The organism is Cryobacterium melibiosiphilum (assembly GCF_003602235.1).
GTDB lineage: Bacteria > Actinomycetota > Actinomycetes > Actinomycetales > Microbacteriaceae > Cryobacterium > Cryobacterium melibiosiphilum.
Map to the genome: position 1 here is coordinate 1 of NZ_QZVS01000086.1, position 24,119 is coordinate 24,119.

General features: G+C 69.6%; 20 protein-coding genes and 1 pseudogene. 10 read left to right on the forward strand and 11 right to left on the reverse strand.

Annotation, left to right across the window (positions count from 1 at the left end; translation table 11 throughout):
• The coding region (locus D6T64_RS12270; protein ID WP_147364552.1) for an ABC transporter permease at positions 1 to 797 on the forward strand (797 nt) is incomplete at its 5' end.
• A 22-nt stretch (positions 798 to 819) separates the two neighbouring features.
• Positions 820 to 2,175 (forward strand): ABC transporter ATP-binding protein, encoded by a 1,356-nt coding sequence (locus D6T64_RS12275; RefSeq protein WP_119974972.1) that lies wholly within the window; start codon positions 820 to 822, stop codon positions 2,173 to 2,175.
• Between the two features lie 124 nt (positions 2,176 to 2,299).
• Here the strand turns inward: D6T64_RS12275 and D6T64_RS12280 are convergent, their stop codons facing one another.
• Positions 2,300 to 3,622 carry an MATE family efflux transporter gene (locus D6T64_RS12280; protein WP_119974973.1) on the reverse strand — a complete coding sequence of 441 codons (1,323 nt, stop codon included), beginning with the start codon at positions 3,620 to 3,622 and terminating at the stop codon, positions 2,300 to 2,302.
• 280 nt (positions 3,623 to 3,902) lie between these two features.
• Between D6T64_RS12280 and D6T64_RS12285 the strand changes: the two genes are divergently transcribed.
• The 3 genes from D6T64_RS12285 to D6T64_RS12295 all read left to right on the forward strand — a co-directional run bounded on the left by D6T64_RS12285 (position 3,903) and on the right by D6T64_RS12295 (position 9,630).
• Positions 3,903 to 6,725 (forward strand): hypothetical protein, encoded by a 2,823-nt coding sequence (locus tag D6T64_RS12285; protein ID WP_119974974.1) that lies wholly within the window; start codon positions 3,903 to 3,905, stop codon positions 6,723 to 6,725.
• 164 nt (positions 6,726 to 6,889) lie between these two features.
• Positions 6,890 to 8,632 carry an RNA-binding domain-containing protein gene (locus tag D6T64_RS12290; RefSeq protein ID WP_147364553.1) on the forward strand — a complete coding sequence of 581 codons (1,743 nt, stop codon included), beginning with the start codon at positions 6,890 to 6,892 and terminating at the stop codon, positions 8,630 to 8,632.
• Positions 8,633 to 8,703: 71 nt separating this feature from the next.
• A complete protein-coding gene (locus D6T64_RS12295; protein ID WP_119974976.1) occupies positions 8,704 to 9,630 on the forward strand; it encodes a 5'-3' exonuclease in 927 nt (308 codons plus the stop codon).
• 62 nt (positions 9,631 to 9,692) lie between these two features.
• Here D6T64_RS12295 and D6T64_RS12300 read toward each other — a convergent pair whose 3' ends face one another.
• From D6T64_RS12300 to D6T64_RS12320, 5 genes are all read right to left on the reverse strand, one after another.
• Entirely contained in the window at positions 9,693 to 10,502 is an 810-nt protein-coding gene (locus D6T64_RS12300) for an ABC transporter ATP-binding protein (protein ID WP_119974977.1), read from the reverse strand.
• Positions 10,499 to 11,569 (reverse strand): FecCD family ABC transporter permease, encoded by a 1,071-nt coding sequence (locus D6T64_RS12305; protein ID WP_377011257.1) that lies wholly within the window; start codon positions 11,567 to 11,569, stop codon positions 10,499 to 10,501. The genes D6T64_RS12300 and D6T64_RS12305 overlap by 4 nt, the downstream gene beginning before the upstream one ends.
• Positions 11,566 to 12,591: a FecCD family ABC transporter permease gene (locus D6T64_RS12310; RefSeq protein ID WP_119975068.1), complete on the reverse strand. Its 1,026-nt coding sequence runs from the start codon at positions 12,589 to 12,591 to the stop codon at positions 11,566 to 11,568. Before D6T64_RS12310 ends, D6T64_RS12305 begins: the two co-directional genes overlap by 4 nt.
• Before the next feature lie 17 nt (positions 12,592 to 12,608).
• Positions 12,609 to 13,634: an iron-siderophore ABC transporter substrate-binding protein gene (locus D6T64_RS12315; RefSeq protein WP_119974978.1), complete on the reverse strand. Its 1,026-nt coding sequence runs from the start codon at positions 13,632 to 13,634 to the stop codon at positions 12,609 to 12,611.
• 149 nt (positions 13,635 to 13,783) lie between these two features.
• The gene (locus D6T64_RS12320) at positions 13,784 to 14,215 is read right to left on the reverse strand and encodes an SRPBCC family protein (RefSeq protein ID WP_158594880.1); all 432 of its coding nucleotides are present in this window, start codon (positions 14,213 to 14,215) and stop codon (positions 13,784 to 13,786) included.
• A 281-nt stretch (positions 14,216 to 14,496) separates the two neighbouring features.
• Between D6T64_RS12320 and D6T64_RS22660 the strand changes: the two are divergent.
• From D6T64_RS22660 to D6T64_RS12335, 3 genes and pseudogenes are all read left to right on the forward strand, one after another.
• A pseudogene (locus D6T64_RS22660) lies at positions 14,497 to 14,664 on the forward strand (DUF7701 domain-containing protein); the annotation flags it as partial.
• Between the two features lie 438 nt (positions 14,665 to 15,102).
• Positions 15,103 to 17,067 (forward strand): M13 family metallopeptidase, encoded by a 1,965-nt coding sequence (locus D6T64_RS12330; RefSeq protein WP_119974981.1) that lies wholly within the window; start codon positions 15,103 to 15,105, stop codon positions 17,065 to 17,067.
• A gap of 11 nt (positions 17,068 to 17,078) precedes the next feature.
• Positions 17,079 to 17,981, forward strand: coding sequence for a serine hydrolase (locus D6T64_RS12335; RefSeq protein ID WP_119974982.1), 903 nt, complete (start codon positions 17,079 to 17,081; stop codon positions 17,979 to 17,981).
• A 201-nt stretch (positions 17,982 to 18,182) separates the two neighbouring features.
• On the opposite strand, the gene D6T64_RS12340 is transcribed toward D6T64_RS12335, so the two are convergent.
• Entirely contained in the window at positions 18,183 to 19,664 is a 1,482-nt protein-coding gene (locus D6T64_RS12340) for an amino acid permease (RefSeq protein ID WP_119974983.1), read from the reverse strand.
• A gap of 184 nt (positions 19,665 to 19,848) precedes the next feature.
• Between D6T64_RS12340 and D6T64_RS12345 the strand changes: the two genes are divergently transcribed.
• A complete protein-coding gene (locus D6T64_RS12345; protein WP_119974984.1) occupies positions 19,849 to 20,766 on the forward strand; it encodes a DMT family transporter in 918 nt (305 codons plus the stop codon).
• A 115-nt stretch (positions 20,767 to 20,881) separates the two neighbouring features.
• Here D6T64_RS12345 and D6T64_RS12350 read toward each other — a convergent pair whose 3' ends face one another.
• Positions 20,882 to 21,475, reverse strand: a complete 594-nt coding sequence (locus tag D6T64_RS12350) for a YdeI/OmpD-associated family protein (protein ID WP_119974985.1) — start codon at positions 21,473 to 21,475, stop codon at positions 20,882 to 20,884.
• 41 nt (positions 21,476 to 21,516) lie between these two features.
• Here D6T64_RS12350 and D6T64_RS12355 point away from each other — a divergent pair, with 41 nt between their 5' ends.
• On the forward strand, positions 21,517 to 22,194 hold the full coding sequence (locus D6T64_RS12355; RefSeq protein WP_119974986.1) for a Crp/Fnr family transcriptional regulator: 678 nt from the start codon (positions 21,517 to 21,519) through the stop codon (positions 22,192 to 22,194).
• On the opposite strand, the gene lepB is transcribed toward D6T64_RS12355, so the two are convergent.
• From lepB to D6T64_RS12370, 3 genes are all read right to left on the reverse strand, one after another.
• Positions 22,151 to 22,603 carry a signal peptidase I gene (gene lepB, locus D6T64_RS12360; RefSeq protein WP_119974987.1) on the reverse strand — a complete coding sequence of 151 codons (453 nt, stop codon included), beginning with the start codon at positions 22,601 to 22,603 and terminating at the stop codon, positions 22,151 to 22,153. The genes D6T64_RS12355 and lepB overlap by 44 nt on opposite strands.
• Before the next feature lie 8 nt (positions 22,604 to 22,611).
• A complete protein-coding gene (locus tag D6T64_RS12365; protein ID WP_119974988.1) occupies positions 22,612 to 23,184 on the reverse strand; it encodes a DUF6448 family protein in 573 nt (190 codons plus the stop codon).
• A gap of 155 nt (positions 23,185 to 23,339) precedes the next feature.
• Positions 23,340 to 24,104 (reverse strand): DeoR/GlpR family DNA-binding transcription regulator, encoded by a 765-nt coding sequence (locus D6T64_RS12370; RefSeq protein WP_119974989.1) that lies wholly within the window; start codon positions 24,102 to 24,104, stop codon positions 23,340 to 23,342.
• Between the last annotated feature and the right edge of the window lie 15 nt (positions 24,105 to 24,119).

The following is a 24,119-nucleotide window of genomic DNA, read 5'->3' on the forward strand; positions in this document are numbered from 1 at the left end:
AGGTCGACCGCGCCGGCGGCCGCAGCACGACTCCCCAGCGCCCGGCCGGGCGCCTGCTCGGGCCGGCCCTGGCCGTGCTGCTGGTCGCCCCGGTCGCCGGAATCCTGGTGCCGGTGCTGGGACTGGGCAACCGGCTCGTCGAGGCGGCCACCTTGCGGGCCATCGACGTGCCGCGCCTGCTCGAGGCGATCGGCGCGACCCTCGCCCTGGCGCTCGGCGCTGCGCTGATCACCGCGTTGGTGGCCCTGCCGATTGCCGCGCTCGCTGCGCGGTACCGAGGCCGGCTGGTCGCCGCCATCGAAGCGGTCGGTTTTCTCGGCCACGCCCTCCCCGGCATCGTCGTGGGCCTCTCGCTCGTTTTCTTCGCCCTGGCCGCGGTGCCGGCGCTCTACCAAACCTCGGCCGTGCTGGTCTTCGCCTACGTCGTGCTGTTCATGCCCCGCGCGATCGGCAGCATGCGCAGCGGCATTGCCGCGGTGCCCGGCAGCCTCACCGACGTCTCGCGCATGCTCGGCTACTCGCCGCTCGCCACCTGGTTCAAGGTGACCGCACGCCTCGCGCTGCCCGGCATCGGCATCGGCACCCTGCTCGTGGCCATCTCGGTCATGAAAGAATTGCCCGCGACACTGTTGCTGCGCCCGACGGGCGTGTCCACGCTCGCCACCGAGCTGTGGAGCCGCACCGCGGTCTTCGAGTTCGGCGCCGCGGCGCCCTACGCGGCGGCCCTCGTGCTGCTCGCGGCCGTGCCCACGGTGCTGTTGTCGGGCATCCGCGGCGTGGCGAAAGAACAGCAGTGACGTCATCGATGCAAGGAGCGCCGTGAACACCCGAACCAGTGAGGGGCCCGCCGAGCGGGAGGCGGCATCCGTCGCCCGCAACGCCGCCGCCCGCGCTGTCGCCGCGCCGCCGGCCGCCGACTGGGTCACGATCGACGGCCTCGAGGTCTCCTACGGCGACACGACCGTGCTCGAAGGAGTCAGCTTCGGAATTCCGCGCGGCAGCCTGGTGGCCGTTCTCGGTCCGAGCGGATGCGGCAAAACGACCCTGCTGCGCGCGGTTGCCGGCCTGCTCCCCGCCTCAGCGGGAACCATCCGCGTGGGCACCCGGGTGGTGAGCTCAGCCTCGGTGCAGCTCGCCCCCGAAAAACGCGGCATGGGCTGGGTGCCGCAGGACGCCTCGCTCTTTCCGCACCTGTCCGTGGGGGAGAACATCGGCTTCGGCCTGCCGCGGGGCGGCCGAACCGGTGGAAAGGCCGCCCGGGCGGCGCGCATCGTGGACCTCGCCGAACTGGTTGGCTTGACCGGACTCGTCGACCGGTCGCCGGCGCAGCTCTCCGGCGGCCAGGCGCAGCGGGTGTCGCTGGCCCGCGCGCTCGCCGCCCGGCCCGACCTGATGCTGCTCGACGAGCCGTTCGCGGCCCTCGACCCGTTGCTGCGCGCGGCGCTGCGCATCGAGGTCGCCGCCCTGCTGCGCGACCAGAACAGCACCAGCCTGCTCGTCACCCACGACCAGGAAGAAGCGTTGTCGCTCGCCGACTACGTGGCGGTCATGCGCGGCGGGCGGCTGTTGCAGTGGGGCACCCCGGCCGAGGTCTACGAACACCCGGTCAGCCGCTGGGTCGCCGGGTTCGTGGGCGACACCGTCGAGCTCGACGGTCGCTGGGTCGGCGCGGGCACGGCGGTTGCGGCCGCGGCGACCGGCCGGGTCGAGTGTGCGCTCGGCGTGGTGCCGGCGCGCGCGTTCGACGGTGCGGCGCCCGTGGATGGCGCTGCCGTGCGCCTCATGCTGCGCCCGGAGTGGCTGCACCTCTCGCCCGCCATCACTCGGGTGATCGCGCCGGGCCCCGTGCAGCAGCCGGCCCGGCCCGTTTCGACCGCGGAGGGGGCTGCGACGCCGATCGCGCCGGCGTCTGCCGCTGCGGCGTCGGTCACGCTGGTCCAGTCGCGGCCGCGGGCCCGGCAGCTGCCCGGCCTCGGGCTGGCGCCCGCCGGAACCGAGCCCGTCGTCGCGCTCGTGACCGACATCGCCTACGCCGGCCACGATGCGCTGGTCAGCGTCGAGGTGGCTGACGGCACGGTCATCCGGGCCCGGGTCGCGGCCCCTGACCTGCCGCAGCGCGGCGACCGGGTGCGCGTGAGCATCCGTCGCCCGGCCCTCGCCTACCCCCTCGACTAGGCCGCCCGCCGCTTCCGTTCTCTCCCGCAGTCTCGAGGTCGGCTCGCGGGGTTTCGACCGCTCGTTCCTCGCGGCTCAACCAGCGGATTTCCGCTGGTTGAGCCTGCGCCCCAGCGGGGGCGGATCAGCGGGCGCCGACGACCATCCACGCGCTCGAGCGGGCGCGCAACGACAGCGTGACCGCGCGGGCCCCGAGGTAGCCGAGCGCGAACGCCGCCATCAGCCATGCGAGCCCGGCCGCGCCCTCCGGGGCGAACCAGTACACCGCGAGGGCGAGCGGCACGAACGCGGCCAGGTTCACGAGCCCGGTCAGCGCCAGATACCGGGCATCGCCGGCGCCGATCAGCACGCCATCGAGCACGAACACGAGCGCCCCCAGGGGAACGGATGCCCCGAGCACCACGAGCGTCGGCGGCAACAGCCGCAACACGGCCTCCGAACTCGTGAAGACCAGGGGGAGCACCCCGCTCGTGGCGATCACCAGCAGACCGAGCGGCACGCCGCCCAGAAACCCCCACTCGAGGCAGCGTCGCAGCACCTGCCGTACCTGCCCCACGTCGCTCGCGCCGAGTCCGCGCCCGACGAGGGCCTGCGCCGCGATCGCCAGGGCGTCGAGCGCGAAGGCCAGGGTGGCGAACAGCGTCATCGCGATCTGGAAGGCGGCGAGTTCGGGGGATCCCAGTCGGGTCGCGACGAACACCGCGAGCAGCATCGCCGCCCGCAGGCTCAGCGTGCGCAGAAACAACCAGCCGCCGCTCCGCGCCCCGAGCAGCACGCCGGCACGGTGCGGCCGCAGCGGCGCGTCATGCCGCCGCGCGTGCCGCACGACCACGACGAGGTAGACGGCGACCATGCCCCACTGCGCCACGACCGTGCCGAGCGCCGACCCCGCGATGCCGAGGTCGAGCCCGTAGATGAACACGAAGTTGAGCACGATGTTCAGCGCGAACCCCACGCCCGCAACATAAAGCGGAGTGCGGGTGTCCTGCAGGCCGCGCAGCAGCCCGGTCGCGGCGAACACGAGCAGCATGGCGGGTAGCCCGAACATCGACAGGCCGAGGTAGGTGACGGCCTGCACCGCGACATCCTCTTCGGCGCCGAACGCTGCGACGAGTGTCGGGGTGGCGAGAAAGCCGAGCACCGCGAGGCCCACCCCGAGCCCGAGCGCGAGCCAGAGCCCGTCGATGCCGACGCTGACCGCGCGACGGATGTCCCCCGCCCCGAGCCAGCGCGCCACCGCCGGGGTCGTACTGTAGGCCAAAAACACCATCAGGCCGATGATCGTCTGCAGCACCGCGCTCGCCAACCCCAGGCCGGCGAGCGGAATCGTGCCCAGGTGCCCGATCATGGCGGCGTCGGCGAGCAAAAACAACGGCTCGGCCACGAGCGCGCCGAGGGCCGGCAGCGCGAGCCGCCGAATGTCCCGGTCGATGGGCTGTGCCCGCAAAATGTTGATGGTTCGACTCTAGGACCGCCCCGGCGACGTGGATTCCGCGGCCCCGGTGGCGAATTCAGGAAAACCGGTCGCCGGCCTGGCTCGATCGGCCGGAACGGTGCGCGGCCATTCGGGCTGCCGCCCCGATTTTCTGGATTAGCCCCCGGCCGCCGCCGCAGCTGCGCCCACGATGGGGCAGCGCGGATGCCGCGCGGCATCCGCTAGTCTGTGTTCGATCCCGGGGGGGAAATTGGCCAGATCACCACAGTCTCTGCGGCCGCGGTGGCCGAGGTTGCCGGCCCTGACCCTGATCGGACTCCTGCTCGCGGGAGGTCCCGTCGCGGCCGCTTTCGCGGCCACCGGCAACGGCACTCTTGCGCTGACCGTGGCCGGGGTGGACCCACCCACCGGCAGCATCGACGTGTACGCCATCGATGGCGAGACGAGTGGGGCCTACGGCGTGGTGCTCGCCAATCTGGGCTCGGACCCCACCTGGGTGCGCAGCTACCCCGCCGACGTGGGCGCCGCCCTGAACGGCGGGCCGAGCGTCGGCGCCGAGGGCGCCCGCGCCTTTCCCGAAACGTCCTGGCTCGATTTCGACGCGCAAACCGACCCGCTCGGCGGCGACCAGCAGCTGCAGCGCGACTTCACTGTGACGGTTCCGCTCGAGACCCCGCGTGGAAAGTACATCGCCGCACTCGTGCTCGAGCAGACCGAGCCGCCGCTCGGGCGTGTCGCTGCGCCCGTCACCGAGCACCGGCCGGTCGTCTTCGTGAACATCCACGTCGGCGAAGGCGTCGAGCCGGCGTTCTCGTGGGCGGCTCCGGTCTACGCAGCGGACGCCGACGGCCCCTATCTAGAGTTCCAAGTCGCCAACACCGGCAGCTCGCACGTGAATCCGGCGGGAACCCTGACCGTGCGCGACGAGACCGATCAGTCTGTCGGCGATGTCGCGGCCCTGCTCGGAGAGGTCTACTCCCAACGCACCGCTCTGGCCCGGGTGAGCCTCGCCCAGAGCCTCGAACCCGGTGACTACACGCTGGCCGGCGAGCTGGCCGACCTGAACAGTGGAGTGACGGCCGTCGACACCGTCGCGTTCACGGTCACGGGCGATGTGCCGACGGATGTCCCGACGGCTCTCCCAACCGCGCGCCCTACGAGCCTCCCGCTGGCTCTTGTTTCGTCAGGGCCGGCCGAAGCGCCCGCCGACGGCGCTGCACCCGCCGGGCTCGCGGCATCCGCTGTCGCGCCGAGCGCAACACCGACCTCGACCCCGACGGCCAGGCCCACTCCGACGCCCACTCCGACTCCCACCGCGTCGCCCGCGCCCGCCCCGAATTCCACCCCGCCCCTCGCTGCCACCGACGACAGCAGCGCCTCGGCGTTCGAGTTCGACCTCGAGGTGCTGCTCGGCGCCACCTCGGCGACGGCGCGAGTGAGCGTCGACGGCTGGGGCCTCGAGCCCGGATCCGGCGTGCAGGTGTTCGCGTTCTCAACCCCGCAACTGGTCGCCGAAGGCTACGCGAGCGGTGACGGAACCTTCACCGCCAGCCAGAGCCTTCCGCTCGATCTGCCCGCAGGCGACCACACCCTGCTCGTGCTCGGCACCGGCGTGGCCGGGTCCGATGGCTCCGCCGGCGCCGCAATCGAGCAGCGCACCGGGTTCAGCATCTCCGCCGACGGCCGGGTGACGTCGGCGGCAGCGGATGCCCAGGCATCCGTCCCAGGCAGCATGCGCCGCATCAGGGTGCTCCCCTTCGCCGCCGTGACTCCCCTCGACAACCCGGCCGCGGTCATCGCGCTCACCGTCCCGGCGATGGCGCTGCTGTCGATGCTTGCCCTCGCCGGCGGAACCGTCTTCAACCGTCTGGGCCAGCGCTTGAACTCGCAGGACGCCTGGGAATCCGAGTCGACCCGGCGGATCGACGTGAAGTCGGGCAAGCTTCTGGCTTCGGATGCGGGCTGGGGCGACCGGCTGCCGATCTGGAACCGCCGGGCCTTCACCAGGTCCGACAGCGGTTTTCGCCGGGTCATCGCCGCCGCGGCCGGAAAATCGTCGCTCGCTGCTTCGGTGCTCGGCGACGCGAGTGCTCTGCGGGCCATGGCGGGCAGCCTCGCCCTCGTGCTGCCCCTTGCCGGAATACTGCTCGGGCTCGCGGCCGTCGTCGACGTCGACGGTCGCGCCATGCCGCCGGGGCTGGTGCTGTTCGCGCTCATCGTGGGCCTCGGCGCGATCGATGCGCTCGCCGGGGTGCTCGCGATGAGCGTGCTCTGGGCCGGCGTGCTGTTCTCGGGCGGCATCGTAGGCTCCGGCAGCGTGTTGACCCTGCTCGGCATGACGATCATCACCATCGTGCCGTCGCTGGTGGCGCAGTCGTTCCGCTCGATTCGGCGCCGGTCGCCGCGAACCCGGGCCGAGTGGTGGGAACGCGGTATCGACCTCGTCGTCGTACCCCTGGTCGGGGCGTGGGCGACGCAGAAGTTCGTCGGAGCGCTCGCCGGGCTCTCGGGCTACGACCTGCCGATCACGGCACACGCCGACAGCATCGCGATCCTGGTCGGCGGCATGCTCATGCTCAAGACCGTGGTCGAAGAGGTCGCCACCCGCTTTTTCCCGGGGCGGCTCGTGACAGTGGCGCCCCTGCACCTGCCGGCGGCGTCGCGGGCGCAGGTGGTGGCATCCGCTGTGCTGCAGTCCGGGCTCTTCGTGCTGGTGTCGAGCGCTTTCGTCGGGCTGGTGTGGCAGGTGCTGCTCGGGGCGCTCATGTTCGCCGCGGCGATCATCGCGCCGCTGTTCGAGACCCGTTTTCGCAATCGGCCGGCGGTCTGGCAGGCCCTGCCCACCGAGCTCGCCGTCGTGGCGATCAACCTGGTTTTCGGCATTCTCGTCACGTCCCTGCTGATCGACAGCTTCGGGGCCGGCGCCGACGTGGCCCGGATGGCGTTCGTGGTGCTGCCCCTCCCGATGATGGTGATCGCCGCGCTCAAGCTCACGGGGCGCGCGCCCGCGGTCGGTGAGCTCAAGTGGTTCCGGCGGCCCCACCTCGCGGCGGTCTACCGCCTGGGCGGGCTGGTGCTGCTCGCGGGCGCGGTCGGGCTGGCCGTCTCGACCTGAGTGCGGCGGCTGGCCCGGGCACCCGTGATTTATTGTCGAACACCTGCGGTCGGCGGCCGTAACCATAATTAATCTCAGAATTAATTGTATGCTGGCTCGGCAATGTGATTAATCCATAATTAAATCCAGGAACGACTGATGATTCATGTCGAGGAGTGTCTACCGTGACAATATTTGGCCTGACTCCCGTGCAGTCGGCCGTGCGGAGCGCGCTGGAAACGCTGCATGCGGGCAACCGGGTGGTCGAACGAAAGATCCTCGACCTCAAAGAGGAGTCCGGTCGGCGTGGTCCCGGCGGCCAGATTCTGGCGGGGCAGCCCACAAGTGATGCCGCCGTGGACAAACTGGCCCCGGAAGTGGCCTGCATGGCCAATACTCCCGGCGGCGGCGCGTTGCTGGTCGGAGTGGCCGATGACAGTACGATCATCGGCACCCAACTCGACGAGGAATGGCTGCGCGGCCGTCTCTACGACAAGCTCGATCGACGTGTCACGGTCGAGGCCTACCCGGTGGAGATTCGCGGGCAGCGGATCCTGGTGATCGTCATTCCCGAAGCCATCGAGCCGGTGCGTTACAACCACAAGCTCAACTGGCGGGTCAGCGATCGGTGCGTCGAGATCGACGCCTCGAGTTGGCACGAGCGCCGGCGCCGCCACCTGCAAGTCGACTGGTCTTCGCACGCGAGCACGCACTCGGCGGCGGATGCGCGGGCCGGCGCCGTCGAGGTGGCTCGCGATTTTCTCCGCGATTCGGCGGATTCGTCCGCCCAGGAGCTCGCCGACGTACCGACCGCTGATCTTCTGCGACGGCTCAACGCCGTGGATGGTGCGGGCATGCTCACCAACGCCGCTGCGCTACTCTTCGTGGGGAGGGCAGAGCCGGGCCTGGATTACCTCAGACGCGATGTCGCCGGCGGCGACAGCCTGGCCCGAGTTCGCCGGTCACACCGGTCGCTGCTCGAGCAGTTGCAGGAGGTGTTCACGACCTCGCGGGCGTACAACCCGATCACGCACGTCAACGGGGGGCTGGCCCAGGCTCAGGTGCGTCAGATACCCGAACGTGCGCTGCGCGAAGCGATCGTGAACGGCGTCGCCCACCGCGAATGGGCGATCACCGCGCCCACGGTGGTCGAGCACGTGGGTGGCCTGCTGCGGGTGACGAGCCCCGGCGGGTTCGTCTGGGGGGTGAGCCCGGAGAACATCATCAACCATCCCTCGTCGTCCCGCAACACGGCTCTGGTGGATCTCCTCGCCTCGCTGAGGGTGGCCGAACGGGAAGGGATCGGCATCGATCGCATGTTCGGCGACATGCTTCGCCTCGGCTACGGTCCACCGGACATTGCGGAGATCGACGGCCCCAGCGTGGTCACCCGCTTGATCGGCAACCACCCCAACACGGCATGGATCCAGTGGCTCAACCAACTCAGCAACCCGCTCGTCAGATCGGATCTGCGCTTGCTGATGAGCGTCTATTTTGCCGTCACCAACGGTTGGCTCGACGCCCGCGTGCTGGCACCGTATCTGCAGGTTTCCGAAGCTGAGGCGACAGACGCGATCACGACACTGGTCGATCTGACCATCGACGGTCATCCGGTGTTCGTCGAAGTCAGAGGTACGCCGGCCGGCACCCCCCGGGTCATGGCGCTGAGCGAGCAGGCCCGCACCTCTCTCACCGACCTCGAGCGAATTGCCAACATCCGTCGTTCGTGGCCCACCCGCGAGGACATCGCCCAGGCCTACGCTGCGGCCCGCGGTCGCATCAGCACGACCGAGCTGGGCGACCTCGTCGGCGCGCATGCCACGAACATCGGCTCGGTGCTCAACTCCCTCGCAGACCGGGGTGTTCTGGAGCCCTCACGAGAACGGCGCCGAGGGGCGGGCTTTCATTACCTCTACGTGCCCGACTAGCAGGCGCTCGCCTCGGCCCGCCCGACCGGTGTGGCACACTGGTCGCCGTGACCCCGCATCCTGAGCGCCGCATGCTGCTCGACACCGCCGGCCTGTATTTTCGCGCTTTCTACGGCGTTCCCGACACCGTGCGCGCCCCGAACGGCGAGCCGATCAACGCCGTGCGGGGCCTGCTCGACATGATCGCCCGGCTCGCCGCCGAGTTCGAGCCCACCGAGATCGTCGCCTGCTGGGACGACGACTGGCGCCCGCAGTGGCGCGTCGACCTGATTCCCACCTACAAGACCCACCGGGTCGCGGCCCCGGCGCCGACGGATGCCGGCCCCGACATCGAAGACGTTCCCGACTTCCTGAGTCCCCAGATCCCGATCATTCGCGCGGTGCTGGGCGGCCTCGTCATCCCCGTCGTCGGTGCCGCCCGGCACGAGGCCGACGACGTGATGGGTACCCTGGCCAGCCGCGCCGACATCCCCGTCGACGTCGTCACCGGCGACCGCGACCTGTTCCAGCTCGTCGACGACGCCCGCAGCGTGCGCGTGATCTACACCGGCCGCGGCATGAGCCACCTCGAGATTCTCACGGATGCCGCCCTCACCGCCAAGACCGGCGTCACCCCCGCGCAGTACGCGGACTTCGCCGCCCTGCGCGGTGACGCCTCCGACGGCCTGCCCGGGGTCGCCGGGGTCGGCGAGAAGACCGCCGCGACCCTGCTCGCCCAGTACGGGGATTTGCCCGGTATCGTCGCGGCCGCGGCCGACCCGGCCAGCCCGCTCGGGGCATCCGCTCGCACGAAGATTCTGGCCGCCGCCGACTACCTGCTGGTCGCCCCGACCGTGGTCAACGTGGTGCGCGACCTCGACCTGCCCGACGTCGACGCCCGCATCCGCGCCGAAACGCCGGACCGGGCCGCCGCGCTCGACGCGCTCGCGGCCGAGTGGGGCCTCGCCGGTTCGATGACCCGCGCCCGAGCCGCCCTCGCCGCCCGAGCCCGCCCGTAGTCGCTTGAACCCGGGCCCGAGGTCGGCTCACCCGGTCGATACGCGGGCGTACTTCGGCAGCCTCAGGCGCCCGCCCGCACGTGGTGTCGCCCGCTCGGCAGCACGAGCGGTTTGCCCGTCAGCGGATCCCCGATGACCCGGCTGTCGAGCCCGAACACCTCTTTCACCAGCACTTCGGTGATGACCTCTTCGGGGCTGCCGATCGCGTGTACCCGGCCGTTCAACACGGCGACGAGCTCGTCGGCGTAGCGGGCGGCGAGGTTGAGGTCGTGCAGCACCATCACGATCGTCGTGCCACGGTCCCGGTTGAGGTCGGTGAGCAGGTCGAGCACCTCGATCTGGTGGGCAACGTCGAGAAAGGTGGTCGGCTCGTCGAGCAGCAGAATATCGGTCTCCTGCGCGAGGGCCATCGCGATCCAGACGCGCTGCTGCTGCCCGCCCGACAGCTCGTCGACCGAGCGGTCGGCGAGGTCGGTGATCCCGGTCACGGCGAGGGCCTCCGCGACCGCTTCGTAGTCCTGCGGGCTCCAGCGGGCGAGCATGCGCTGGTGCGGGTGTCGTCCGCGTCCCACGAGATCGCTGACCGCGATGCCCTCCGGCGCCACCGGCCGCTGCGGCAGCAGCCCCAGCGTGCGGGCGATCTGCCTGGACGGCTGGTGCTGCAGCGAGGTGCCGTCGAGCATCACGCGGCCGGCCTTGGGCGGCAGCAGCCGGGCGAGGGCGCGCAGCAGTGTCGACTTGCCGCATCCATTCGCCCCGACAATCACGGTGATTCTGCCGGGCGCGAGGGCCAGGTCGAGCTGTTCGACCACGGTGCGGTCGCCGTAGGCGAGCGTGACCCCTTCGGCGGCGAGCTGGTGGGCGTGGGTCACAGGGAGCCTCCCGAGCGGTTCGATCGAACGAGCAGATACACGAGATAGGGGGCTCCGAGCACTCCGGTGATCACGCCGACCGGGTAGCGGTTGTCGAAGGCGAACTGGCCCACGAGGTCGGCGCAGAGCACGAGCAGCGCGCCGATGAGTCCGGCCGGCAGGGTGACGGATGCCCCGGGACCGACGATCCGAGCGGCAATCGGACCGGCCATGAAGGCGACGAAGGCGATCGGTCCGCTCGCGGCGGTGGCCACGGCGAGCAGCGCGACCGCGCCGACGATGAGCACGATGCGGGTGCGTTGCACGGGCACGCCGAGGGCCGCGGCCGAATCGTCGCCGAGGCGCAGCACACCGAGGTGACGTTCGTTGAGCAGCAGAACCGGAATCAGCACCGTGCAGACGAGGACGACCGGCACCACGCTGCGCCAGGTGGCGCCGTTCAGGCTGCCGGTGAGCCACTGCATCGCCATCTGCAGGTCCCACGACACCGCACGGGAGAGTACGTAGGACACCAGGCTGTCGAGCATTGCCGCCACGCCGATGCCGATCAAGATGAGTCGCGTGCCCGCGAAGCCGCGTCGGTTGGCGAGCAGGTAGATCGTGGCAGCGGCCAGCAGCGCGCCGCCGAGGGCGAGCAGAGAGACGACGGTCTCGGTGAATGAGAAGATCACCAGGCCGATCACCGCGGCGGCGCTGGCCCCCGAGCTGATGCCGATGATGTCGGGCGAGGCGAGCGGATTGCGCAGCATGGTCTGGAACGTGACGCCGGCGATGCCGAAGCAGAGTCCGCTGACCAGGCCGAGCGACGCGCGCGGCAGGCGTAGCTCGCCGACCGTAAAGGATGCCCCGGGAACCGTGTCGCCGAAGATGACCCTGACCACCGTGTCGAGGCCGTAGAAGGTGTTGCCGACCATGAGGGTGACCAGGAAGACGGCGATGACCGCGGATGCGAGCCCCGCGGTCAGCAGGGCTCGGCGCCGCATCCGCGCCCGGCGCCCGGCGATCAGGGTCGCGGTGCCCGCGGTCGTGGCGCGCAGGGTGGTGGCGTGCTCGGTCTGAGTGTTCACAGCTCACGCACCCTCTGGCGTCGCACGATCCAGATGAAGAAGGGCGCGCCGATGAAGGCCGTGATGATGCCGACCTCGATCTCGGACGGACGGGCGATGACGCGGCCCACGACATCCGCTGCCACCAGCAGGGCTGCGCCGACGACGGCCGAGAAGGGCAGCAGCCAGCGCAGGTCGGTGCCGACCAGCAGCCGGCAGAGGTGCGGAACGACGAGGCCGACGAAGCCGATCGGGCCGGCGATCGCGGTGGCGGCGCCGCAGAGCAGCACGGCGCCCGCCGCGGAGACCAGACGGGTGCGCAGCACGTTTTCGCCGAGGCCGGCAGCGAGGTCGTCGCCGAGGCCGAGCATGTTCATGCCGCGCGCGGCGAGCAGGCACACCAGAGCGCCGACGAGCAGAAATGGCAGGATCAGGCCGATCCGTTCCCAGGTTGCGCCGCCGACACCGCCGATCTGCCAGAACCGAAAGACGGTCAGCGCGTCAACGCGGGGGAGCAGGATCGCGCTGACGAGCGAGCTGAAGGTGGCCGAGATCGCGGCCCCGGCGAGGGCGAGTTTGAGCGGGGTCGCGCCGTCTCGGCCGAGGGAGCCGACGAAGTAGACGACCGCCGCGGCGACCGCCGCGCCGCCGATGGCGACCCAGATGTACCAGTAGGGGTCCGACATGCCGAAGAAAACGATGCCCGTCACGACGAAAAGGGCCGCTCCGCTCGAGACGCCGAGGATTCCCGGGTCGGCGAGCGGATTTCGCGTGACCGCCTGCATCGTGGTGCCGGAGACCGCGAGGGCCGCGCCGATCAGCATCGCGAGCACGGTGCGCGGAACACGTTTCACGACCGCGGCTTCGGCGATGCCGGCGGGGTCGCCGCTGAGCGCGCCGACGATCTCGGAGATCGACACGGCGCGGGCTCCGAACGAGATCGACAGGACGAACAACAGCGCGAGCACGACGAGGGCAGCGGCCAGCCAGAGCAGGCGCACCGTCGCCGAACGTCGCAGTCGGGCGACGTTCGGCGACGGCATGATCGTCAGTGAACGGCTCAACCGGCCGTCTGGAACGGCGCGGCCAGCAGGCCGAAGTACTCGTCGGCGCCCCATCCGATGGACAGCGGCGATGGGTTGGCGGAGGCCGCGAGCGGCGTCGCATCCTGCAGGATCACGATGGAGCCGTTCGCGATGGCAGGGATCTGCGACAGCAGCGGGTCGGCCTGCAGCTGGGCGATGATCGCGCCGTCGGAGTCGCCGTAGGTGACGAAGACGTCGACGTCGGCGAACCGGTCGGCTTCCTCCGAGCTGACCGAGACGTAGAACTCATCGGTGGCGGCGGACTCGTCTTCGACGATCGACGGCATCGGCAGGCCGTGGTCGGCGAGGAAGCCGGGACGAGTGTCGTGGCTCGTGTAGAAGCCGATCTGACTCAGGTCGGTGGGGTCCATGTAGGAGAACAGCACCTTCTTGCCGTCGAGTTCGGGGTTCTGCTCGAGTGCGGCATCGATCTCGGTCTCGAGGTCGGCGACCAGCTGCACACCCTCGTTCTCGAGGCCGATCGCCTTCGAGTTCATCAGGATCATGTCTTCGAGGGTCGTTCCCCACGCCACGTCGGGATAGGCGACGACCGGCGCGATCTTCGAGAGGGTGTCGTATTCTTCCTGGGTCAGGCCGGAGTAGGACGCGAGGATGACATCGGGCGCGGTGTCGGCGACGGCCTCGAAGTCGATACCGTCGGTCTCGTCGAAGAGCACCGGGGTCTCGGCGTCGAGGTCGGCGAGCGTGTCCTCGACCCAGGGCAGCACGCCGTTGTCGTTGTCGTCGCCCCAGGTGACCTTGCTCATACCCACGGGCACGATGCCGAGCGCGAGGGGAACCTCGTGGTTCGACCAGGCGACGGAGGCGACGCGTTCGGGCTGCGCCTCGATCGTCGTGGTGCCGAAGACGTGCTCGATCGTCACGGGGAACGCGCCGTCGCTGGCGACGGTTTCTGAGTCGTCGGCGGCCGGTGAACACGCGGTGAGGGAGAGGGCGACTGCGGCAACGGCGATAACACCGAGGGTGCGTAGGGGCTTCAAGCTGGTCCTTTTGTCGAGTGCTTAGTTATGTAAGGCTAACCTAACACTCTGAGCCAGAAGCGGATGCCATCAGTGCCGAGCCGGGAGCCCGCACGAACTCGGTCGGCGCGGCTATGCCCCAGGCCTGCGGTCGCACGGTGCCGAACCGTTCACGCGTCGAGAGCCTTCTTCAGCCTCAGCAGGTGGTCGCCGTCTTCCTTCTTCAATACCGCGGTCACGACCGGCAGCATCAGCCGTTTCGCTCCACTGGTGGTGACCGTGCAGACCAGGTCGACGCGTGTCCCGGTGGCTTCGGCGCGAAATGCGTAGTCGTAGACGGTGTCGAATCCCTCGGTCACATTCTTCACCGCGTACCGCCGATGCGGTTCGTAGCCGACGACCTCGAGCTCGGCGCGCTCCTCCTTGCCCCGCATCAGGCGGGTTTCTCGGTAGCGCGTGCCCACACGCAGGGGCCCCTCCGTGAGAGCGACCATGCTCTGCACGGATTCCATGACCTTCGGCGCGTTGTTCGGGTTGGTGATGAAGTCGAACACCTCGTTCGGCGCTCGAGCAATCCATTCACTCGTGCTGAATCCGGCCATGATTGCTCCCCTGTGTGGAAAACGGATGCTGCGCGGCGGCATCCGCTTCATTCTTATGGATATTTGTGCGATGTCAACGACGGACACCGTAGGTCAAGCTTCAGTCGCCCGCCGGCTACAGCGCCACGATCTGCACCATATGGGCGACCAACTCGAAGTCCTTCACGTTGTGTGTTGCCAGCCCGACCCCGAGCGAATAGGCGTGCCCGGCGATCATGATGTCCTTGTACCGGATCTATGCGCTTCTGGGCCTGGTCAAGGGCGAATAAGTCTCCCTCGAAGACGTCCACGATGCATGGTCCGTGTGGATGTCAGACATCAATCCGCAGCACCCGGCGCTCGTCCCGTTCGGCACCCTCGACGAGGAACAGCGGGAGCAGGATCGCCCTTACCGTGATGCCATCGCGCGCGCGGTCCAGAGCTCGATTCCAGCCGTGGCGCAACGTTAGTGGACCGCGCGCTTTTCAGATGACACGAGCCGGTTTGGAACGAATTGGCCTCGATCGGGAGCGGATAACGCCGCACCTTAAGCGCGGCATCTCAGTCGTCGAGGTCCCTAATCTCTTCGCCCGCGAGTGCCGGCTCCGAACCGGGGTCGCTGCTGGCAGGGCTCTTCGGTGTGCGGGCCTCCACTCACGGCTTCTCTACAGCGGACCGTACCAGGGATGACTGACATCGCGCAGAGCGTTGTGTAGACCTCAGCCCCGAACATCCGTTGCCGTGCAGGTGCGCGCTCCATGACCGCGCCCCAAACGGGCGCACGCTACGGCCGCTACCGTAGCGGGCACCCATATCGGCCGCGGTCGCGCGCCCGACCCGACCGCGGCATCCGCTCACCGAGACGGCCCGCAGCCATTCCTGTCAGCCCTCCCGGATAGGCTGGAGCCATGACTGACTCGGTGAGCGCATCCGGCATTAACCAAGACGAGCTCGACCCGGAGGTACGCCCGCAAGACGACCTCTTTCGGCACGTGAACGGCAAGTGGATCGCCCGCACCGAGATCCCGGCCGACAAAGCCCGCTGGGGCTCCTTCACGCTTCTCGCCGAAGAATCCGAGAAGGCCGTGCGCGACATCATCCTCGAGTCGCAGGCCGCCGAGCCGGGCACGCAGGAGCGCAAGGTGGGCGACCTCTACGCGAGCTTCCTCGACGAAGAGCGCATCGAAGCCCTCGGCGCCACGCCGCTGGCCGCCGACCTCGCCACGGTCGACACCATCACCAGCATCCCCGAACTGCTCAGCACCCTCGGCCGCCTCGAGCGCGCCGGGGTCAGCGGCGCCTTCGGCCTCTTCGTCGACAACGACCCGGGAAACCCCGAACGCTACCTCGTCATGCTGCAGCAGGGCGGCCTCAGCCTGCCCGACGAGTCGTACTACCGCGACGAGAAATTCGCCGACATTCGCGTCGCCTACCTGGCCTTTCTCGAGCGGATGTTCACCCTCGCCGGCCAGGACGACGCACCCGGGCGCGCACAGCGGGTCTTCGACCTCGAGACCGAGCTCGCCACCCACCACTGGGACAAGGTCGCCAGCCGCGACAGCGAGAAGTCGTACAACCTGCGCACCTGGGGGCAGGTATCCGCTCTCGCAGCCGGCGCCGACCTCGACCTGTGGCTCGACGCGCTCGACGTGCCGGCCGGTTCCTTCGACGAGGTCGTCGTGCGGCAGCCGAGCTTCATCGCGGGACTGGCCGAGTCCCTGACCGAGGACGCGCTCGAGTCGTGGACGGACTGGCTGCGCTGGCAGATCATTCGCTCGTCGTCGTCGTACCTGTCGGGCGAATTCGTAGAGGCCAACTTCGACTTCTACGGCCGCACCCTCAGCGGCACCCCGCAGCTGCGCGAGCGTTGGAAGCGCGGCGTCTCGCTCGTCGAGTCCGCGCTCGGCGAGGCCGTCGGCCGCATCTACGTGGAACGCCACTTCAAGCCCACCGCGAAGGAGAGCATGGACGTGCTCGTCGGCCACCTCGTCGAGGCCTACCGGCAGAGCATCCACGAGCTCGACTGGATGACCGAAGAGACCCGCGGCCGCGCCCTCGAGAAGCTGGAGAAGTTCACGCCGAAGATCGGCTACCCGGTGAAATGGCGCGACTACTCGTCGCTGCCGATCGTCGCCGACGACCTGCTCGCCAACGTGCAGGCCACCAACGACTACGAGTTCCACCGCGAACTCGGCAAGATCGGCAAGCCGCTCGACCGCGACGAGTGGTTCATGACCCCGCAGACCATCAACGCCTATTACAACCCCGGCTTCAACGAGATCGTGTTTCCCGCCGCGATCCTGCAGTTTCCGTTCTTCGACGAAGACCGCGACGCCGCCGCCAACTACGGCGCGATCGGCGCGGTCATCGGCCACGAGATCGGCCACGGCTTCGACGATCAGGGCTCGAAGTACGACGGCGACGGCCGCCTGCTCGACTGGTGGACCGAGGCCGACAAGACCGCGTTCGAAGAGCGCACCAAGGCCCTGATCGAGCAGTACAACGCGCTCCGCCCGGCGCAGATCCCCGACCACACCGTGAACGGCGCGCTCACGATCGGCGAGAACATCGGCGACCTCGGCGGGCTCTCCATCGCGTGGAAGGCGTACCTGCTCTCGCTGAACGGCGTGGAGCCGGCGGTCATCGACGGGCTCACCGGCGCCCAGCGATTCTTCTACAGCTGGGCGCAGGCGTGGCAGATGAAGCTGCGCGACGAGGAAGCCATCCGCCTGATCGCGATCGACCCGCACTCGCCGAACGAGTTCCGCTGCAACCAGATCGTGCGCAACATCGACGCCTTCTACACCGCCTTCGGCGTCACCGAAGCGGATGCCCTCTGGCTCGCCCCGGAACAGCGCGTCACCATCTGGTAGCACCGCTCGCTATGACCGCCCAGGATTCGCAGCGTCGCTCCCGCCATGTGGCGGCCCCGGTGGGCAAGCACCGGGGCACGGATGCGCCCGAAACCTTCGCGCGCGGATTCCACGCCCTCGGCGAACTCGCCATCGCCGGCGTGCAGGTGTCGGCGCGGGCGACCGACCTGGCGACGGGGCGGGTGCTGCTCTCGATCGACGACCACGTCGTGATGCCCACCGCGGGTGTCGGCACGGTGTTGCTGCTGGTCGAGGTTGCCGCGAAGCTGCGCGAGGCGGATTTCGGGGCGTACCCGATCCTCGACCGCAGCAACGATGACGCCGTCGGCCGGTCGGGAATCTGGCAGCACCTGCAGGCGCCGTCGCTGCCGGCGGCCGACCTCGCCGCCCTCGTGGGCGCGGGCAACGACAACCTCGCCACGAACGTGCTCATTCGAGCGGTCGGGCTCGCGGCGGTGCGCGCCCGCGCGGAGTCGCTGGGCCTGACCCGCAGCGGCCTGCTCGACCGGGTGCGCGACCACCGCGGCCCCGACGACGCCCCGCAGCTCTCGGTCGGCAGCGCGAAAGAGCTGACCTGGCTGCTGACCGCGCTGGCCCGCGGCGAGATCGTGGACGCCGACGTCAGCGCCCGGGTGCTCGGCTGGCTCTCACTCGGCACCGACCTGTCCTTGGTGGCCAGTGCCTTCGGACTCGACCCGCTCTCGCACCGGGAGCCCGACCACGGGCTGCTGCTCGTGAACAAGACGGGGGCGGATGCCGGCGTCCGCAGCGAGATCGGCCTGCTGCGCGGGCCCCGCGCCGGGGTGACCTATGCGGTCTCGATGTACTTCAGCGACACCACCCTGCACGCCCGCCTCGCGGTCGCCGACGGCTTCCGAGCCGTCGGCCTCGACCTGCTCGAGTACGTGCACTGACCCCGTTTCCCCATCCGCTGGTTGAGTAGCGGGCACGCCCCACGCCCGCGTATCGAAACCGGGCCGACCTCCAGACCGCGGGAGCGGCGGCACAGCACATCGCGGCACTCGTTCGGTCACGCGGCACTGGTTCTATCGAGTGCCGGCTCACGCAACGAGTGCCGTGACGGCCGACCCGCGGCATCCGCTGCCCGAAGAGCGCTAGTGCGGGTCGACCGGATGCTCCACGTAGCGCGGGCTCTTCGGGTTCATGACCGAATTGCGGCGGCCGTAGGCGAAGTAGATGACCAGGCCGATCACGAGCCAGATGCCGAAGCGCAGCCAGGTCTCCGGGTGAAGCTGCGTGATGAGAAAGAACGACGACAGCACGCCGAACGCGGGGATCCACGGCATCAGCGGCAGCCGGAACGTGCGCGGCACGTCGGGCCGGGTGCGGCGCAGCACGATCACGGCGACGCAGACCACGACGAACGCCGCGAGGATGCCGATGTTGGTGAGGTCGGCGATCAGCCGGATCGGAAAGACCCCGGCGAGGGCCGCGGCAGCGAGGCCGGCGATCCACGTGACGCGCGCCGGTGTGCCTTTCTTGTCGGTGCCCGAGAACCACGTGGGCAGCAGGCCGTCACGGCTCATCGAGAACCAGACCCGGCTGACGCCGAGCAAGAAGGTGAGCATCACGGTGAGGATCGAGATGACGGCGAACGCCGACAGCACGGTCGCGACCACCGGCAGCCCGACCGACTGGAACGCCACCGCGAAGGCCGCGGTCGGGTCGATGTCCTGCCAGTTCTGCATGCCCGTGAGCACGAGCGTCGCGAGCACGTAGAGCACCATGGCGATCGCGAGCGAGAGCAGAATCGCCTTGGGCATGTGCTTCTTGCCGTCTTTCGCCTCTTCGGCGGCGGTGCTCATGGCGTCGTAGCCGAACACCGCGAAGAAGACCGTGGCGGCGCCGGTGAAGACCGCGCCGAAGCCGTTCGGCAAGAACGGCACGTAGTTCTGGGTGTTGATGTAGAAGAAGCCCAGCACGATGATCGCGAGAATCAGAAACACCTTGAGCCCCACGGCGACGAGCTCGAAGCGGCCGAAGGTCTGGGTTCCGCGGCTCAAAATGAACGTGACGAGCACGCAGACCACGATCGCGGGCAGGTTGATCAGGCCGCCGTCGAGGGTGTCGGGGGTGCCCTGCATCCAGATCGGAACCTCGATGCCGATGCCGCCCATGAACTCGGTGAAGTAGCCCGAGATGCCGATCGCGACCACGGCGACGATCGCGATGTACTCGAGCAGCAGGTCCCAGCCGATGAACCAGCCCACGATTTCGCCGAGCGCGACATAGCCGTAGGTGTACGCCGAGCCGGCCCGCGGGATCATGCCCGCGAACTCGGCGTACGACAGGGCGGCGGCCGCGCTCGCGAGGCCGGCGATCAAAAACGAGATCAGCACGGCCGGCCCGGCACCCTCGCCGTCGGGTCCGCCGTTTGCCACGAGGCCGGCGAGGGTGAAGATACCGATTCCGATAATGCCGCCGACGCCGATTGCGGTCAGCTGCCAGAGTCCGAGGCTCTTGAACAGGCCGTTCTTGGTGGTTTCATCGCCGATATCGGTGATGGGCTTGCGCCGCATGATCGAAAACGGGCTGCGCTGTGCCGGGCCGTTGGCGGGTGTTGTGCGCTCTGACATCGTGCCTCCATCGGCAGCTTTCGACTCGAGGCCGAACCAATGGCCCTCAGGCGGGGGTCATGCATCGAGGGTGCCACAGAACCGCGATTTTGGGAACGAGCGGATGCGGGGGTGTCGGCCCTCGGGCATCCGCTCGCCCGCCGTCGCTAGGCTGAGAACACTGATGGGGAGGAGCTCGCTAGCCATGAATCGCGCGCGGCTGGCCGGCATCGCGGCGATCACGGTGACGTCGATCCTGTGGGGGACGACCGGAACGGCCGCGACCTTTGCGCCCGGCGTCGGGCCCCTCGCGATCGGTGCGGCCGCGCTCGGCGTCGGCGGACTGCTGCAGGCGGCCATCGCGGTGCCGGCGCTGAGGGCCGCGCGGCCGGCGTTGCGGGCGAACCGGGGCCTGATTGTGCTCGGCGCGGCGGCGGTGGCCATTTACCCGCTGGCGTTCTACAGCTCGATGCATCTCGCAGGGGTGGCGGTCGGTTCGGTCGTTTCCCTCGCGAGCGCGCCGCTGGCCTCAGGACTGCTGGAGCGCATCGTCGAGCGCCGGCGCTTGAGCCGCTGGTGGATGCTCGCGGCAGGCCTGGGCACGATCGGCGCCACCCTGCTGTGTCTCTCGAAACTGGCCGGGGGCGCCGGCACGGGCACGAGTGCGCTGTGGGGGATCGCCCTCGGGCTGGTCGCCGGAATCACCTATGCGTCCTACTCCTGGGTTGCCCACCGGCTGATCAACCGGGGAATCGACCGGGCGGCGTCGATGGGATCCGTCTTCGGACTCGGCGGCGCCCTGTTGCTGCCGGTGCTGGCCCTGACCGGCGCCCCGCTGCTCGCCTCGCCGGAGGCATTCGCGGTCGCGGCCTACATGGCGCTCGTGCCGATGTTCCTCGGCTACCTCTTATTCGGCTACGGGCTGACGACGGTGTCGGCCAGCACCGCGACCACGATCACCCTGACGGAGCCGGCGATCGCGACCGTGCTGGCCGTGCTGATCGTGGGCGAGCGACTCTCCGGCCTCGGCTGGATCGGGCTCGCTGTCATCGCGCTGGTGCTGGCCATTCTCGCGGTCGCGCCGAGCAACGACGACCGGCTGAGGCCCGCCCCACGCCTGTAGTTCGGCCGCGCGCGTGGCGAAAGGAGGACGCTGTGTCTGAAACCGGCCCAATCGTCCTCCCTACACCGACAGGGGAGTAAATCGTCCTCCCGTCGCCACGCGGCGCCACGGGCGGCTACGGGCGGCGCGGGCCGGTCCACTGGTTGGCGCGCTCGCCGGCCGCGGCCCGGGTTGCCGTCTCGAGAACGCGCTTCGCCCGGGTCGCCGGGGTCTTGGCCTGCACGATCCACTCGAGGATGCCGCGCCGCGCCGACCGCGGAAAGCCATCCCACCGGGCACGCGACCCGGGAAAGTCCTCGAAGGCCGCGGCCAGGTCGGGCGGCACGATCAGCTTCTCGACGTCGTCGAGAAGGGTCCACGACCCGTCGGCGACGGCGGCGGCGATGACCGCCTCGCCGGCCGGCATCATGAGGCCGGCCGCGCGCATCCGCTCGATGCGCAGCTTGTTCGGGGCGCTCCAGGCGCTGCCCCGCTTGCGGCGGGCGAAGTACAGCATGGTGCGGTTCTCGTCGATCTTGCCGCCCTTGCTGTCGACCCAGCCGAACGCGAGGGCCTCAGCGACGGCGTCATCGTAGCTGAGCATCGGCTTGCCGGCCGCTTTGCGCCACGTCACCAGCCAGACGGATGCCGCCACCTCGTGATTCTCGAGCAGCCACGCCCGCCAGGCGGCGCGGTCCTCGGGGTGCACCCGCTCAGCCTCCTCGCTCATGCCGCCGAGAATACCGCGCCGCGCGGTTCTAGGCTGAGGACATGGCCGAAACCTGCGTCTCCCGTGTGCCCGTCTTCTCCGGACTGTCTGCACACGACCAGGAACGGGTGGCCGGGGTGGCGCGCCCGACCCAGCTGCAGCGGGGCGAGGCCGCCTATGCCGCCGCCGACGATGTGGCGCAGCTGATCGTCGTGCACACCGGCCGGCTCAAGGTCTTTCGGGTCTCGGCTGACGGCTCGGAGCAACTCATCCGCGTTCTCGGCCCGGGCGATTTCACCGGCGAGACCTCGGTTTTCACGGGACAGCGGCCCGACGATTACGCCACCGCGCTCGAGGACTGCCGGCTCTGCGTGTTCCACCATGACGACCTGGAAGTCCTGATGATCACGCACCCTGGGATCGGCCTGCGGCTGCTCGCGACCGTGAGCGCACGCCTCGCCGACACGGAACACCGACTGAACGCGCTGACCTCGCGCGGGGTCGAAAGCCGCCTGGTCGACTACCTGCTCGGCCTGCCGAGCACCCGGCGCAGCGGCATCGCCACGGTGACCCTGCCGCTGGCCAAGAAAGACGTGGCCTCGCTGCTCGACACAACCCCCGAGAGCTTCAGTCGGGCCCTGAAAAGTCTCGCTGATCAGGGGCTGATTGAGATTGGTTCGGGCCGCGCGCTGTCGATCAGGCAACCCGGCCGGCTGCAGGATCTGGCCGACCCGGCCTGAGGCCTCGAACCCGGCCCGGGCCGAACAGGTGCCGGATGATGACCATGTCAATGCGCGCAGCCGAGACGAAGGGCTCGTCCCAGACCCGGGAGTCATCGGAGCCATTCGGGTTGTCGCCGGCCATGAAGTAGCCCTCGGCGGGCACGCGCCAGGTCTGGGTGTAGGCACCATGCAGCCGGGGGCATCCGTCGACGGACTGGCCGTTGACGAACAGGCGGCCGGCCTCGACCTCGACGAGGTCGCCCGGCACGCCGACCGCCCGTTTGATCAGCCGCAGCCCGCCATGGCGGAACACCGCGACGTCACCGCGCCGCACCCGTCCCGGGCTGACCGGTCGGGCGAGCAGCAGGTCCGAGTCGCGGTAGGTCGGGCTCATCGACTCACCGGCGACCCGCACCAGGCGGAACATGCCTCGGCCTAGTGTTCGTGGTGCGCGTGCTCGTGGTCTTCGCCCTCGGCGTAGGTGAAGAAGTCGACGTACGCGGCCAGGTAGCGACGGCCGGCGATCACGTCGTTCACGTCGAAGTCCTTCACGGCCAGCGCGGCCTGAAAGCGGGCGTCGAGTTCGGCGCGGCGCTCTTCGGGCGCCAGCGGCAGCAGGTGGGCGTCGGAGTTCAGCGCGAGGGCCTCGTCGGCGGCCGTGACAACCGGGTCGATCGCGGTGCCGACCGGCTGGATGCCGGTGAAACCGACGCCCTCACCCATACGGTGGATGCGCACGAGCGTCTCGAGAAAGTGTTGGTCGGCCAGGGCTGCGGCATCGGCCCCGAGGGTGCGCACGGTCAACGCCTGGGCGAAAACGCCCCGCAACTCGGCTTCACCCTCGGCGGGAATCCACTTGAGGGCGTAGTTGACGTTGCCCGTTTCGAGGGCCGTGCGGCCGTCTTTGACGGCCGGGCCGCCCGCGGTATCGCAGTGGGCCTCGGCGGTGACGGGGGCGAGTGCGGCCAGCTGTGCGGCGACGCGGGCGAGGATGCGGTTGATGAACAAGGTGTTCTCCTTTGCTTGAGTGGTTCCCAAGCTACGAGCATCCCGGCCCGACGTCCTTGACGCAGATCAAGTCGCGCCGAACAGGGCGAACTACGCGGGTGACGGATGCCCCGGGCCGGCCTGCACGGGCCGGCCCGGGGCATCCGTCGCAATGGTCAGACGATGACGAGTTCGGGGCCGGCGGCGCTCAGCCGGCGGGCCTGCCGCGGGTCGATGCCGCTGTCGGTGATGATCAGGTCGAACTCGTTCGCGTCGGCGACGTGGCAGAACGAGTTGGAGCCGATCTTGGTCGAGGTGATGGCGAGCACGCGGCGGCGTCCGCTGAGCATCATGGCGCGTTTCACCTCGGCCTCGTCGGGGATCGTGGTGGTGAGCCCGGCCTCGGCGGTCAGGCCGTTGCCGCCGACGAAGGCGACGTCGACGTTGAGCTGGCTGATGCGGGCGCGGGTCCACTCGTCGACGGCGCCCTGGGTGAGGCTGCGCACCCGGCCGGGCAGGGCGAGCACGGTCAGGCGGGGTTTCTGGCTGAGCAGGCGCACGGCCGGCAGGTTGTTGGTGACGACCATGAGCGAGCGGTCCTCGGGAAACATCGCGGCGATCACGAGGGTGAGCGCGCCCGAGTCGAGCAGCACGACGCCGTCGGCGGGAAGTTCTTCGAGCACGCGGCGGGCGATGCGCTGCTTCTCGGGGGCATCCTCGAGGCGGCGCTGGGCGAGGGCGATCTCGAACGGAGTGCTCTGGGTGAGCCGGGCGCCGCCGTGCTGGCGGCGAATCAGGCCCTGGCGTTCGAGCACGGCGAGGTCGCGGCGGATGGTTTCGCTCGTCACCTGCAGGGCCTCACTCGCGGCCGCGACGGCGATCTCACCGGTGCCGTGCTGCGCGAGCTTGATGATCGCGGCCTGGCGCTCTGCTGGGTACATCGATGTCTCCCGGGG